This window comes from Chryseolinea sp. H1M3-3 (genome assembly GCF_029360725.1).
Lineage (GTDB): Bacteria > Bacteroidota > Bacteroidia > Cytophagales > Cyclobacteriaceae > Chryseolinea.
The window spans coordinates 33495-48361 of record NZ_JARKMY010000001.1 but is presented as its reverse complement, the minus strand read 5'-3'; the positions used below and the strand labels follow the sequence as shown (position 1 = coordinate 48361).

Here is a 14867-nt window from a genome sequence, read left to right as displayed (position 1 = left end):
CGCTTACACTAGGTTGTTATCGATTGCATAGCGTGTAAGCTCCGCATTGTTATTAAGTTTCAATTTATCAAGTATGCGGGAGCGATAAGTGCTGATGGTATTTACACTGAGGGATAATTGATCGGCGATGTCGGTCACGGTTTTGCCGGAAGCGATATGTTGAAGGACTTGAAGCTCCCGGTCCGAGAGTGATGCATATGCAGGCTTTTGATCATCTTCCAAAGTATCTATTAATTTCTCTGCAACCGATGGAGTGATATATTTTCGACCTGTTAATACTTTTTTCACCGCTGACAATAATTCTTCGGTGGCTGTTTCTTTATTTAAGAACCCTGACGCACCCGCCTTTAATACCCGAATAGCATACTGATCTTCCGAATGCATGCTCAGCATCAGCACGGGGGTTTTGATTCCTTCCGACCGTAATTGTTTTAACGTTTCAATACCGTTTCTGCCTGGCATGGAAATGTCCAGCAAGATAACGTCCCACGACTCTTTTTTCACGGCTTCCATAACCTCGTGGCTATTGGAAACTTCCTTAACAGTTGCTGCGGGAAATTCATCACATAAGATTTGGGCAAGCCCTTTTCTTACAACAGCGTGATCGTCTGCTACCAGGAAGTTCATGGTTCTAAAATTTTAGCGCGGTACTTTTAATCTGATAACGGTTCCTTTTTGTTTCTCACTTTGTATAGTCAGCTCGCCCTGAAATAGTAGCGCGCGTTCCCGCATTCCAATTAAACCCAAGGTATTTTTATTGGTGGCATCTGTATCCATCCCTTGCCCATTGTCTTTTACTTCAAGCACAATATAATCATGGTGCGCACTGATATTCGCTTCTACCTCGGTTGCTTTTGAATGGCGTGCAATATTGGTAAGCGTTTCCTGATACACCCGAAAAATGTTCGTTGAAAGATTTCTTTCCGGATTAAAATCTTCTACTCCTGCATGAAAAGTGGTTTTTATGCCGGTACGTTTTTCAAACTCCTGGCTTTGCCATTCCAACGCTGGCAATAGACCAAGATCGTCAAGGATTCCAGGACGCAATTCCGACGAAATGCGCCTAACGGTTTTTACGGTGTCATCAATGAGAGACATCATTGTTATAATTTTTTGCTGCACCGGTTTTTCACTCACTGAAAGATTTTTTGCTATCCACGATGCATCCATTTTTAACCCGGTTAGCTGTTGACCAAGTTCATCGTGTATCTCGCGGGCTATTCGAGTTCTTTCTTCCTCCTGAGCCTTTTCAAGATGAGCAGTAAGGCGTTGAATTTCATCAGTGCGTTCCCGTAATTTGTTCTCCACTGCCATCCGGTCGGAAATATCTATTCCCATTCCAATAAGGTATTCGAATCCATTATAACTGACCCGCCGGCCATTAAAGTAATAGGGTATTTTCTGTCGGTCCTTGGTATAAAAATGAGCCGTGACGTCAGATTTACCCGTTTCAAACACCTGGTCAATTCTTTGTTTTACCAAGTTTTTTTCTTCACCCTGAAAAAGTGATAATGGATGCAGCTTCTTCATTTCTTCAGCACTATAACCAGAGACCGTTTCGAAGTTTTTATTCCACTTTATAAATCTTCCTGAACGATCATACAAATAAAAAACTCCAGGCAATGCATTAATAATATACTCCGAAAGATTTTTTTCGGCAACCAACTGTTGGGTTTTCTCTTGTACCAACTCATTTAATTTAGCCGGCTGGCGTACAAGTGACCAGGCGAAAAGACCCGCAGTTACGGAGAGTCCAAAACCGAGGATCGCAAAGCCAAACACATTAAAAAGGGCTGAAGTCCTGTCGTTAGCGATAACATATAATTTCCATTCGCCATCGGGTACTTCGATGGAAACCACATGCCGGCTTTTTATTGCCATCGAAACTGGCAAAAAAAATTCTTCTTTTTGAGTAATGGGGTTAACTTTTGAAAGCTGATAAGTAAAATTTCTATTTTGGAGTGAGTCTATGCCTGCAGCTTTTAACAGTGTGCTTAATTTTATTAACACCACCGAAAAGCCCATAAAATTTTCGTCTTTATATATGGGAAGCCGGCCAACGACCGCAATGCCGCCTTGTTTTAAGTCCAACGGTCCTGCAAAGAAAAGTTCTTTTGATTTCATTGCCCGTAACGCCTCTTTACTGGTTGCTGAATCTTTAAGTATATTATATCCGATAGCACTTTCATTTCCTTCAAGAGGATAAATATGTGTTATCGTACCTCCGCTGGTGAGTTCAAGGGCGTCAATATATTTGTTGGATTCAACAATTTCTTTTGCCATGCTTTTGAAATCCGTGGGAACCCCGTATTCTGCTACGATAAAGGCTAACGTTTTTGTCGCAGAAAGGCTATAACTCAATGAAGATTTCAACCGGTCTCTTATAAAGTCAGCCTCGCGCGCTACTTTTTCCAATACCTCATCTTCACTGATGAGGTATCGCTGATAGGTTAACAATTGCGTCAGAACGGTGATCGCAACAAAAACGGCAATACCTGTTAATATCGGTTTCTTGCTTTTGATATGTTAATATATGTTTTTTCCTTCGAATTGAATCGGCAAAACATGGCAACACGAAACTGGCGAGGCGGCACGTTTAATGTATCCATTAAAACACAATTGAAATTAGCGACTGTAAAATTTTATCCCTGAATTGTAGAGTTTTTCCATACTTTCTTGCCCCAATCATCTGCACGTCGAATAGCCTATCGTTCCATTGCATTGATATCTAGGGTTTTAGCTGCGACCTAGTATTCGGTACATTATTTACTCATAGAGGAGCAGGAGACGATAGATACTCTTCACTATAAAACTAAATGTTTAACTAAAATTTTAAAATCATGAAAAAGGTATTTTTTGCAATTGCATTTTTAGCAGCTAGTTCAGTTGCTGTGTTAGCTCAGGATTCAGCTTCAGTAGCTCCTGCACAAACTCAATCAAGCTCAGCAGTACAGAGTGACGACCAAGATAAACAGGCTATTGCAACGAGTGAGCTACCTGCATCTATTCAAGCTTCCTTACAAGGACAGGACTACAGCGGCTGGACAGTAGCAAACGCACACAAGAAAGAAAAAGATGGCAAGACTATGTATAGTGTTGAATTAACCAAAGGATCAGAAACTAAAATGGTGAAATTCGACGCAGATGGTAATGTAGTTAAGGAAAAAGATAAGGAATAAATTATTCCAGTAGGCTTTATAAAAATGGGTGTCTAAATGGCACCTTTTTTTATGCCTTGTATTTAGACGGTAAAAATCCTGCACTATCCCCCGGGAAGGTCGTAATAGAAAAAAAATTTTTTGTTAAAGAATGATGTAAATAAGCATTTTCAAACGTTTCCAGCTCTTTTTTCATACCGATGAAATGCGTTTTTTGGCGATGAACGGTTACAAACAACGGTCAAATAGCATTTATGAATGTTGTCGTTAGTGTTGATGTCGCAGGACTTGGGTAATGGATTTCTCAAGGAAGGGGCGCAGTTTACACAAAGCGGCAATGGTTTGCTTGAATTTTAAACCAAAAACGGCTGGCATAATTTTTACCGCCTGAGAATCACGGAAAAATTAAACATCTGGTATATGGACAAGGAAAAGTTTTACAAGACGGTTTACAAGTTAGTCGAAGACTATTTTAATAGCTTCAGCAAAAAACCAAACTATTTACTCATCAATTCCCAATTTGACTTATCTCAATTCATTGATCAGGAAGATTTAAAGAAGAACGGTACTGATCGTTTCAAAGGAATGCAAATCGTCAGGACACCCGACATCAGTTCCGACAAAGTAATGGTGTATTAAGTTTCATATACATAGATAAAGAACTACCCGGCCAGATGTCCGGGTTTTTTTGTTGAATTATTTTTAACATCGCAGGAATATTAACAGACCTTACTTCAGACTACCCTCATGAAATATGTACGAATAGAAGGAGGACAAAAACTTTCATCCTTTATTGAACCGATGAAGGCCCAGTTATCCGATTTACCGGCGTTTGATAACGCCGACTGGATTTTTGAAATTAAATGGGACGGCTACCGCGCGATTGCAGAAATTAATTCATCAGGTAATAATAGGCTGTATTCGCGAAATGGGCTGACATTCGATAAAGCTTATCCAAAAGTTTTTGAAGCGCTTAAGTCCTTTAAGAAAAAAGCAATTATCGATGGAGAGATTGTCGTGTTTGATGAACAAGGAAAACCTAATTTTCAAAAGCTGCAAAACTATAAGAATAACGATAAATATCCCATTCACTTTTACGCCTTTGATTGTCTTGAAGCAAATGGCAAAAGCATTACTGACTTGTCTGTCGTTGAAAGAAAAAAAATCCTAAAAAGTATTCTGCCAAAATCGGATGTTATCCACTACTGCGATCATGTAGATGGAGAGGGGAAAGCACTTTTTCTTGAAATGAAAAAGATGGGTCTTGAAGGCATGATTGCTAAGCGAAAAGACAGTAAGTATTATATCGGAAAAAGAACGAGCGAGTGGCTTAAAATCAAAAACATTCAAACGCAGGAAGCTATCATTGTTGGTTTTACAGCACCAAAAGGATCAAGAAGTTCTTTCGGCTCCCTGCTTCTTGCAGTGAAGAAAAAAAGTAAGCTCGTATATATCGGTAACGTCGGTACAGGGTTCACGGATAAAAGCCTGAAGGAACTTTATACCAAGCTGAAAAAAATAATACGGAAATCAACTCCTCTCGATATACCCATAAAAGAAACTTCTGATATGACATGGGTAGACCCTGTTCTGGTATGCAATATAAAGTACACGGAGATAACTGAAGAAGGAAGTGTCCGACACCCGGTTTTTCAAGGCTTGCGCGTTGACAAGGAAGCGGATGAAGTCCATCTGGAGAAACCCGTTAAAAGAAGGAGTAAAAAATAACGACTGACTTCCACAATGCACTGCATTTATAACCCCACATATCAGGGAACTCCCTTACTTTTAAGCTAAAAAAGTAAGAACTAACACTTGTATCATATGTAAATGTGTAAGTGATTGTTCCTATGTAAGAAACCATCCTTAATTCAGCAGTTTAGATATTAGCTTCTGTCGTTCTTGAGGTAATATCCTGGATCTGGACTTCGGCATTTCTTCATCGGCCCAAAAAATTGAAGACATAGCTTGAATTCTTTCGGATTAACGGGAGTCACTTACAAGAACGAATATGTCCGCACAAATTTTTGCACTGAGCATTCAACTGAAGAAGTCAGCGATGTCTACCACATCATTGGAGCTCAATGAAGTCGTAACGAGGACGCTACTGGTCAATCTTAAGTGCTTCTACTCTGAAGCTATTATTTGGTCAACGCCAACCCGAATAGGTGTCTGGGTTGTGGGAGAATACGAAGATTTTTTAATCCATGCTTTTTCAGGATTCGAAGAAAATATTTCCTATATGAAAGTCTTTTCGGGAAGTGAAGCGGAGGAAATGTTTTATAGTATTACGAAAGGGAAAAAATGGAGAAACCTTCATGCATTAATTAAGTATAGTCTGTTGTGCAAGGCAGAGGCTATGGCAATAATGAACAGTTGCCTGGGGCCGACCCTTAATTTTATGGTCCGCAAGGGTCAGCAAGAGCTATTGCTACAACCTGTTCTATATGGTGGCAGACATTCCTGGATTGTAAGTAGTTCATCCAGGCATTTTAAAAAAAATATCATGTTAGTTGTTCACCCGGAATTATTTTACCGCTTCAGTATTAACTAATTCAGTATCGCAACGAGATATTTTTTACAGGCATTTGCTCTTACCAATTTCCCTCACGCAATTTCGTTCATTTCTTAAACGAAAACATTAGTCAATAAATTTGTATGTGCAGCATTCATCGCACATATTTTTGATGAATCGCCTCATGTACAGTTTTCGCCTGTCATAACCACCATTGCCCTCAGAAATATTTCAACAGGCAAAGTCTGATAAGAATGTGTTCGAAGTTTGTCCATGAAGTTAATTACTTCTAATTTAGGTTGGGCACAATGCGATTCACCCATTATTTAAAACTTCAACCTCTAACCAAATGGAAAACTCTACTATTAATCGACGACATTTTATAAAAGGTGCCACGGCGTCTCTGGCATTTTCGGCATTAGGCGCGCACGGGATGGATGCACTCAGTCAAGGTAAAACACTACGTGTAGCATTGATTGGGACGGGATGGTATGGAAAGAGCGATTTATTCAGATTGATTCAGGTTGCACCAGTGGAAGTAGTTGCCCTTTGTGATGTTGATAAAAACATGCTCTCGGCTGCCGCTGACCTTGTAAGCAAGCGTCAAAAATCAGGTAAAAAGCCGAAGCTCTATGGCGACTATAAAAAACTCCTTTCTGAAAATAAATTGGATATCGTCGTCATCGGAACGCCGGATCATTGGCATGCCCTTCAAACCATTGACGCTGTAAAGGCCGGTGCACATGTTTACGTTCAAAAACCGATTAGCGTAGATGTCGTAGAAGGAGAAGCGATGGTTGCAGCCGCGCGTAAGTATAATAAAGTAGTGCAGGTAGGAACCCAACGCAAGAGTACACCGCATCTCATTGAAGCTAAAAAAAATATTGTCGACGCAGGTCTCTTAGGTAAAGTATCACATGTTGAAATGTGTTGTTACCTGCACATGAGAAATGGTGCCAATCCTCCTTTGGAACCAGTGCCCGATTTTTTGGATTATGAAATGTGGACTGGCCCGGCGCCTCTTCGCCCCTACGACGGAATCCCACACCTGCGTTGGTGGCGTGCCTTCATGGAATATGGTAATGGAATTACCGGAGACATGTGTGTCCATATGTTCGACACCGTTCGCTGGATGTTAAAACTCGGCTGGCCTACACGCATCACCTCCAACGGCGGTATTTATGTACAGAAAGAAGCGAAATCAAATATTGCAGATACACAAACAGCTATTTTCGAATATCCTGAACTGAACTGTATATGGCAGCATCGCACATGGGGCACGCCCGATAATCCCGATTACCCATGGTCGTTTACCTTGTATGGCGACAAGGGAACTTTGCTGGCAAGTACCATGCGATATGATTTCACTCCCGTCGATAAGGATGCCGCGAAAATTCATAAGGATGTGGTTTATGAAAAAGAAAAATATCCTGAAGACTTAACCGAGGAACGTATTGAACTGAATGCTGCACCTGCTACCCGACTACACATGTTAGACTTCCTCGCGGCGATTGAAAAAGGAGGAAGGCCAGTTGCAGACATTGAAGAAGGACATATCTCTACGGCTAGCTGTATTCTGGCAAACATATCCATGCAAACCGGTCGACCTGTCGTCTATGATCCTAAAAAGCGACAAATTGTTGGTGATGCGGAAGCAAACGCACTACTGCAGCGTCCTTATCGCAAACCATGGGTGCATCCTGATCCGAACAACGTTTAACACTCTTTTGAAAAGCAATAATATTTTAATAAGCGTGCTTAGGTATAGGCCAGATTTAAGGACACTTTATGTGGCTTCCTGCCTGGCGCTTTGCCTTGTGTTGGCTGGTTGTTCCAAAACGCATGAGAACGCAGATGAAGGCCCATCTCCAGCGAAATCTCCTGCGGAAGAGGCAGCTACTTTTCAATTGCCAACTGGACTTAAAATTCAATTGGTGGCCGCGGAGCCGATGGTTCAGGATCCTGTTGTAATTACTTTTGATCCTGATGGGAGGCTGTGGGTTGTAGAGATGCGGGGCTTCATGCCTGACATCGACGGCAAAGGTGAAGATGAACGCGTGGGGCGCATTTCCATTCTCGAAGATACAGACGGTGATGGAATAATGGATCTCAGTAAAATCTATCTCGACAGTCTGGTGATGCCGAGGGCGTTGGCGTTGATTTCGGGCGGTGCCCTGGTGGTTGAAAATAAATCGCTATGGCTGACCGAAGACCTTAATGGAGATTTGATTGCAGATACGAAAACGTTGCTTGATTCCGCTTATGCTGGAAATCCCAGTCCCGAGCATTCGGGGAACGGACTTTGGCGGGGCATCGATAATTGGTATTACAATGCGAAATCTCGTTTTCGTTATCATCTTGTCGACGGGAAATGGTTGCGCGACAGCACGGAGTTTCGAGGACAATGGGGTATCAGCCATGACGATGAGGGCAGGTTGTTTTATAACTATAACTGGTCTCAACTGCATGCGGACCTTGTGCCACCTAACTATCTTTCGCGGAACAAAAATCACACGCCCACTACGGGAATAGATCATGGACTTACTATTGACCGTCGCATTTATCCGATCCGCCCCAACCCCGCTGTCAACCGTGGATACATACCTGGTACGTTGGATGAAAAAGGCCGTTTGCTTGAGTTCACGGCAGCATGTTCTCCGCTTTTCTATCGAGGGACGGCCTTAGCAAATGAATATTATGGAAATGCTTTTGTTTGTGAGCCGTCGGGTAATCTCGTAAAACGAAATGTGGTGGAGGACCAAGGGCTTATTCTAAAGGCTTATGACCCAAATCCCGGAACTGAATTTATTGCTTCCACGGATGAACGCTTTCGGCCCGTTTTTTTAGCCACCGGACCTGATGGAGCATTGTATTTGGCAGATATGTACAGGGGGCTTGTGCAGCACGGATTGTACGTCACACCTTATTTGCGGGAACAAACAATTCAGCGCAAACTGGTAAAACCAATACACTGCGGACGCATCTGGCGGATAGTCCCTGAGCATTGGACACCACCAAAAGTTGTGAAACTTTCGGCGGTGTCGTCTGAAGAATTGGTGGCAACTTTATCCAGCCCCAACGGATGGCACCGTGATGTAGCCCAACGGTTGCTGGTTGAACGCAATGATGGAAAGGTAGCGGCTCCATTAAAAGATCTGATCTTAAATGGAAAAGATGAGAAAGGACGCTTTCATGCTTTGTGGGTGCTGGAAGGATTGAAATTGCTCGATGCTGATTTACTTTTTCAGCTTTTGGGTGATCGAAGTACAATTGTTCGAACCGCTGCAGTAAGGCTATTAGAACCATTAGCCAAAACGGACAACGCCGTAAGAAAAAAATTAGGAGAAGTATTGTTGAAGGTTTCTGAAAAGGCACCTATCGAGCAAATTCTTCAAATATCACTGACTGCCTATGTGTTGGATTCGGATATGTCACATCTCCTGTTGGCCCGGATCATACAACGTTATGACACGTCAGCACTAATCCGCGATGCTGTGATGAGCAGCTTGGAAGACCAGGAGTTTACCTTTCTTATGAGTCTCTGGAACAGTCCTGCTTGGCAATCACAAAGTCCCTCCAGGGAAATTTTTACAGAGATGCTTACGACTGCTATTGTAAAGAAACGACAGCCGGAAGAATTATCGTCGTTGTTGTCTTTGCTAGGTAGGGATGCTCAATCTTCAGGCTGGAAAGAAAAAGCGGTGCTAACGGCCATGGCGGTTCAGGGTAAAAGTAGAATGAAGCCCATCCGTTTGAAGTCCGCGCCGAAATTGCTGGCTGCTTCGGATAAGACGAACGAGCAACTCAATACATTAAGATCAATCTTTGAATGGCCGGGACATGTAGCAGATACCACGCGTGCTCAACGAAAGCATCGGTTAGATGAGAATGAACAAATGCAATTCGTCTCCGGGCGACAACTTTATCTCACCACATGTGCAGGTTGCCATGGCTCTGACGGCAAAGGATTAAACCGGTTCGCTCCACCACTCATTGGGTCTGATTGGGTGTTAGGGGATGAAAAGCGCTTGGCGCTAATCTTGTTGCACGGAATGGAAGGACCAGTTCAAGTGAATGGAAAACTTTACGATGCACCCGAAATTCTACCCGTCATGCCATCCCATTCTACAATGGATGATGGATCAATTGCTTCCATTTTAACTTATATTAGGAACGAATGGGGAAATGATGCCGGCGCTGTTAGTAGACGTACCGTTGGTATGACCCGCGTTACATCACAAGGACGGGTTGTTCCATGGACCGCCGCCGATCTGGATAAGCATGTCGCCGAAATAAAAGCGAAGGAAGAAAAATAACGTAACACCAACCAATCTTTACTCCAATGGACCGAAGAGAATTTCTGCTTGACACCGCTTCAAAAGGACTTGGGGTCATGGCCCTGCCTTTTATGAAGCTTCCTGACTTTCTGAAAGAAACCCGCATGGGCGTAGTCGTTCATTCTTATGGAAGCCGGTGGCGTTCTAAAACTCCAAGTCAAAAGTATCCGGGTTTTGATGACGCCATTGCTATGCTCGAACACTGCCACAAAATCGGCGCTGGCGGGATACAGGTGATCGTGAAGGACTGGACTCCTGACTTCGCAAAAAAAATGCGTGACCGGCGGGAAAAACTTGGTCTCTACCTGGAGGGATCCATTGGGGTTCCTAAAGATGCTTCTGATGTTGGCAGGTTTGAACAGGAAGTTGTTCATGCGAAAGAAGCTGGCGCAACAATCTTACGCACGGTGGCTACTTCAGGCGGACGACGGTATGAAGTCTTCCACTCTCTTCAAGAAGTTCAGGACTTTAAGAAAAATGCAATGAGTGCTTTAAAATTAGCGGAACCCGTATTGCGAAAACATAAGGTTAAGCTAGCAGTAGAAAATCATAAAGATTGGCTGGCGCCGGAGCTGGTAAGTGCATTGAAGGAACTCAGCAGTGAGTGGATAGGCGTTACGTTGGATTTTGGCAACAGCATTTCCCTCATCGAAGATCCCATGGAAGTTATTGAAGCATTGGTGCCTTATATTGCCAGCACTCACGTCAAAGATATGGGTGTTGAAGAATATTCGGATGGATTTCTTTTGTCGGAAGTTCCCTTAGGAAAAGGCATTCTTGATCTGCCTAAGATCATTGCCTTGTGCAAGAAGCATAACCCCAACGTTACTTTTAACCTGGAAATGATTACACGTGATCCGCTTGAAATACCATGTCTGAAAAATGAATATTGGTCGGTATTCGACGGTGTTCCGGCCAGTGCGCTCGCGCGTACCCTTCGCATGGTTAAACAAAACAAGTACGCGACGGCACTTCCGCGGGTTTCGCAAAAGACTGCAGAAGAACGGCTTGCTGAGGAGGAGGAGAACGTGGTGAAGTGTCTGGCCTATAGCAGAGACCAGCTGGGATTGGTGTAGCAGATTTAGAAAATGTTCCAGTCGTTTATGTAATTTCCAATCTTCTAATTTTTTATTCTTCAATTATAAATCGTTTATGAGTAGAGAAATACTTCCGGGAGTTAAACAGTTTGATCTGAGCGGGAAAGTCGCCTTAATTACAGGGGGATCAAAGGGATTAGGGTTAGCCATGGCTGCCGGCCTTGCTTCCGCCGGTGCTAACATCATGTTGGTTAACCGAAATGAAAATGAAGGAATCCAGGCAGCAAAAGATCTGGCCGCCGACTACAAAATCAAAGCGATTTCATTTAGCGCCGATGTGGGTGATATCAAACAGACGGAAGCTATGGCAAAGGCAGCAATCGATGCTTTTGGTAAAATAGACATTCTGATTAATAGCGCAGGGATTAACATTCGCGGGCCCATCGATGAGATCACCCCGGAAGATTTTACAAAAGTAATGCATGTAAATGTTACGGGTACCTGGCTTTGCTCAAGAGCTGTGGTTCCTTTCATGAAAAAAAATAACGCCGGAAAAATTATTAACCTGGCGAGCACATTGGGCTTGGTGGGCCTCGCAAACCGCACACCGTATGCCTCCAGTAAGGGGGCCGTTGTACAAATGACTCGGGCACTGGCCCTGGAACTGGCGCCGTTTAATATTAATGTCAATGCACTTTGCCCGGGACCTTTTCTAACTGAAATGAATCTTCCCATTGCCGACACAGAAGAAGGGAAGAAGTTCGTGGTGGGGGCCACTGCATTGGGACGATGGGGCAAACTGCAGGAAATTCAAGGTGCAGCCATATTTCTGGCCAGCGATGCCGCCAGCTACATGGTTGGATCAATGATTACTGTCGATGGCGGATGGACCGCCCGTTAAATACACGATTTGCTTACCTCATTGGGAATATTGATCACCTTACAATCTAAATGCTCATGGAAGGATTAGAAAATACTAAAAAAACCAAGATCCGGTACGGGATGTTAGCGCTCGTATTTGTAAATGTTGTGATCAACTATTTGGACCGCAGCAATCTTTCGGTTGCAGCAGCCGGCGTCGGTGAAGAGTTGAAATTATCTTCTGTGCAGTTGGGTTTAATTTTTTCTGCATTTGGCTGGTCGTATGCAGCATTGCAGATTCCGGGGGGCCTGCTAGCCGACAGGGTAGGACCTCGCGTTTTATATGCGGCCTGTCTGGCAACCTGGTCGCTGGCAACAGTAGGACAGGGATTCGTAAAAGGATTTGCCAGTTTATTTGCTTTCCGCCTCGCAACGGGCGCATTCGAAGCGCCGTCTTATCCGATAAACAACCGGATTGTTACCAGTTGGTTCCCCGATAATGAAAGAGCTTCAGCCATTGCGTTGTTCGTCTCAGGTCAGTTTATCGGACTTGCATTTCTTACTCCGGTATTGGTAGCATTGCAATATTATGCCGGGTGGAGAGGATTATTCATCGTAACAGGAGCGGTGGGCCTTGTTTGGGCGTTGGTATGGTATTTCTTTTATCGTGATCCGTTAGACCACCCCAAGGTTAATGACGCCGAACTTAAATACATCGAACAAGGCGGTGGTGTCTTTAAGAAAAAGGATGCTCCTAAGACACCTGCCTGGCGATGGGAAGACTGGAAGCAGGTATTTAGTAACCGTACGCTGTGGGGTGTTTATATCGGTCAGTTTTGTGTAAACGCAACACTATGGTTTTTCCTGACGTGGTTTCCAACTTACCTCGTACAATACCGCGGCTTGAATTTTTTGAAAAGTGGTTATCTCGCTTCTATTCCTTTTCTGTCTGCGTGTGCCGGACTGCTGCTGTCGGGTTTTCTTTCTGACTACCTCGTAAGCAAAGGCAAGTCCGTGAGCATGGCGCGTAAAGCACCGATTATTTTTGGATTGATTTTATCAGGAAGCATTGTAGGCGCCAATTATGTGGATGATACTGCACTCATCATCGGATTTATGTCGCTTGCATTTTTTGGTGCGGGCATGGCTTTAATCTCATGGGTGTTCGTTTCTCTCTTGTCGCCACGGCATTTGATTGGCTTGACCGGCGGGATATTTAATTTTATGGGCAACCTGGCCTCAATTGTGGTGCCCATCGTTATCGGTTTTGTAGTCAGCGGTGGTGATTTTAAACCCGCGCTAGTCTTTGTAGGAACATTGGGAATAGTCGGTGCGTTCTCGTATATTTTTTTAGTAGGAAAAATTGAACGGGTCGTCGCAAAGTAGTTCCTTACCTGGTTGATTTGTTACTAATATGGTTATGAATAATATCCTGTTTTTGTTCCTTATCCTTTTACTTTCGTGTTCATCGCAAGAAAACACTTCAGTCAATAGCCTTGACGTTGTAATGACCGAGGCTGGTTTAATTTCCGGAGCGGAAAAGGAAGGTGTGCATGCATTTAAAGGAGTCCCTTTTGCAGCGCCTCCGGTTGGAGCGCTACGTTGGAAAGCGCCTCACCGACTTACCTCATGGACAGATACATTATCATGCAACGAATTTCGCGCTAGCCCAATGCAGAACGAACCAAAAGCTTTTCGCATGTGGACGGAGGAATTTCAGCCACCGGTTGAACCGATTAGCGAAGATTGTCTTTATCTCAACGTCTGGACGCCAGCAAAATCAACGGAAGACAAATTACCAGTCATGATTTGGATTCCAGGTGGTGCCTTCATCAACGGCTCGGGTTCATGTCCGATTTACGATGGGGAGGCGATAGCGAGGGAGGGAATTGTTTATGTGAGCATAAATTACAGGCTCAACATTTTCGGCTTCATGGCCCACCCCGAACTAACGAAAGAATCACCGCATAAAAGCTCGGGCAATTATGGTATTATGGATCAGATCGCCGCCATCGAATGGGTGAAAAAGAATATCAAAGCCTTTGGTGGCGATCCCGATCATATTACAATCGCAGGGCAATCGGCAGGATCAGCAGCGGTTCAGGCTGTTGTCTCATCACCTTTATCCAAAGGACTTTTCCAAGGGGCTATTGCACAAAGCGGAACGATCACCGGAAGACCTGTACGTTCCCTGAAAGATGCAGAGCAAATAGGCACTACGTTATCCGAAAAGTTGCCAGAACCAAAAATTGATGCGATGCGTCAACTCTCCGCAGATAGTCTCTTAACGCTGGGCAATACAATGCCTTTCGGAACCTTTTCTCCGATAATAGATGGGTATGTGATAACCGAAGACGTCAATACCGTCTTTAAAAAGAAAATGCACCATGATGTTCCACTGATGGCGGGATGGGTAACGGGAGATGCCATGAGAGAACCCAAACCCATGGATGAATTCAAAACTTCCGCTGATGCATATGGAAGGAATAAGGAAAAATTTTTCACTTTATTTCCTGCCACATCTGAGGAAGTTTCAAAAGCGTCTCAGCACAAGCTTGCTTTGGTTCAAGGCTTGGCGTATCCATACACACGATGGGCAGCTGTAAACAGCAACAACAGTTTTATTTATCAGTTCACCCATGTGCCGGTCGATAAACCAGATTTTCCTAACTACGGCGCATTTCACAGTGCAGAAATTCCTTATGCCCTTCACACCTTGAGCCATTGGGACCGGCCGTGGCGCGATGAAGACTATGCGGTTGAAAAATACATGACGGCGTATTGGGTGAATTTTGTAAAAACGGGAAACCCAAATGGTAACGGTTTACCTGAATGGAAACCTTACAACAAAGCGGACGGAAATATGATGGAACTGGGAAAGTCCCCTGCGCTAAGGCCCGGACTCTTTAAAGCTGAGATTGAGTTTTTTGAAACACAATCAAATGGTCAGTAGGTCTGG

12 protein-coding genes are annotated in these 14867 nt (G+C 43.7%); 10 read left to right on the top strand and 2 right to left on the bottom strand.

All coding sequences use genetic code 11. The features are described from left to right. Positions 1–3: 3 nt before the first annotated feature. Positions 4–627: a response regulator transcription factor gene (locus P2W71_RS00175; RefSeq protein WP_276365446.1), complete on the bottom strand. Its 624-nt coding sequence runs from the start codon at positions 625–627 to the stop codon at positions 4–6. A gap of 12 nt (positions 628–639) precedes the next feature. Further along, entirely contained in the window at positions 640–2457 is a 1818-nt protein-coding gene (locus P2W71_RS00170; RefSeq protein ID WP_276365443.1) for a histidine kinase, read from the bottom strand. A gap of 383 nt (positions 2458–2840) precedes the next feature. On the opposite strand from P2W71_RS00170, the gene P2W71_RS00165 reads away from it, so the two are divergent. From P2W71_RS00165 to P2W71_RS00120, 10 genes are all read left to right on the top strand, one after another. Continuing rightward, a complete protein-coding gene (locus tag P2W71_RS00165; protein WP_276365440.1) occupies positions 2841–3179 on the top strand; it encodes a hypothetical protein in 339 nt (112 codons plus the stop codon). Positions 3180–3578: 399 nt separating this feature from the next. After that, a complete protein-coding gene (locus P2W71_RS00160) occupies positions 3579–3797 on the top strand; it encodes a hypothetical protein (protein ID WP_276365438.1) in 219 nt (72 codons plus the stop codon). Between the two features lie 108 nt (positions 3798–3905). Next, positions 3906–4886, top strand: a complete 981-nt coding sequence (ligD, locus tag P2W71_RS00155) for a non-homologous end-joining DNA ligase (protein ID WP_276365435.1) — start codon at positions 3906–3908, stop codon at positions 4884–4886. Between the two features lie 283 nt (positions 4887–5169). Then, positions 5170–5712, top strand: a complete 543-nt coding sequence (locus P2W71_RS00150) for a hypothetical protein (protein WP_276365433.1) — start codon at positions 5170–5172, stop codon at positions 5710–5712. Positions 5713–6022: 310 nt separating this feature from the next. After that, on the top strand, positions 6023–7393 hold the full coding sequence (locus P2W71_RS00145) for a Gfo/Idh/MocA family oxidoreductase (protein WP_276365431.1): 1371 nt from the start codon (positions 6023–6025) through the stop codon (positions 7391–7393). Positions 7394–7400: 7 nt separating this feature from the next. Continuing rightward, complete coding sequence (locus P2W71_RS00140; RefSeq protein ID WP_346659938.1) at positions 7401–9989, top strand: c-type cytochrome; 2589 nt, start codon at positions 7401–7403, stop codon at positions 9987–9989. A gap of 26 nt (positions 9990–10015) precedes the next feature. After that, complete coding sequence (locus P2W71_RS00135) at positions 10016–11086, top strand: TIM barrel protein (protein ID WP_276365428.1); 1071 nt, start codon at positions 10016–10018, stop codon at positions 11084–11086. 76 nt (positions 11087–11162) lie between these two features. Continuing rightward, positions 11163–11948: a 3-oxoacyl-ACP reductase family protein gene (locus P2W71_RS00130; protein WP_276365426.1), complete on the top strand. Its 786-nt coding sequence runs from the start codon at positions 11163–11165 to the stop codon at positions 11946–11948. Between the two features lie 56 nt (positions 11949–12004). Beyond that, positions 12005–13294: an MFS transporter gene (locus P2W71_RS00125; protein WP_276365408.1), complete on the top strand. Its 1290-nt coding sequence runs from the start codon at positions 12005–12007 to the stop codon at positions 13292–13294. Between the two features lie 34 nt (positions 13295–13328). Then, positions 13329–14861 carry a carboxylesterase family protein gene (locus tag P2W71_RS00120; protein WP_276365407.1) on the top strand — a complete coding sequence of 511 codons (1533 nt, stop codon included), beginning with the start codon at positions 13329–13331 and terminating at the stop codon, positions 14859–14861. Positions 14862–14867: the final 6 nt, after the last annotated feature.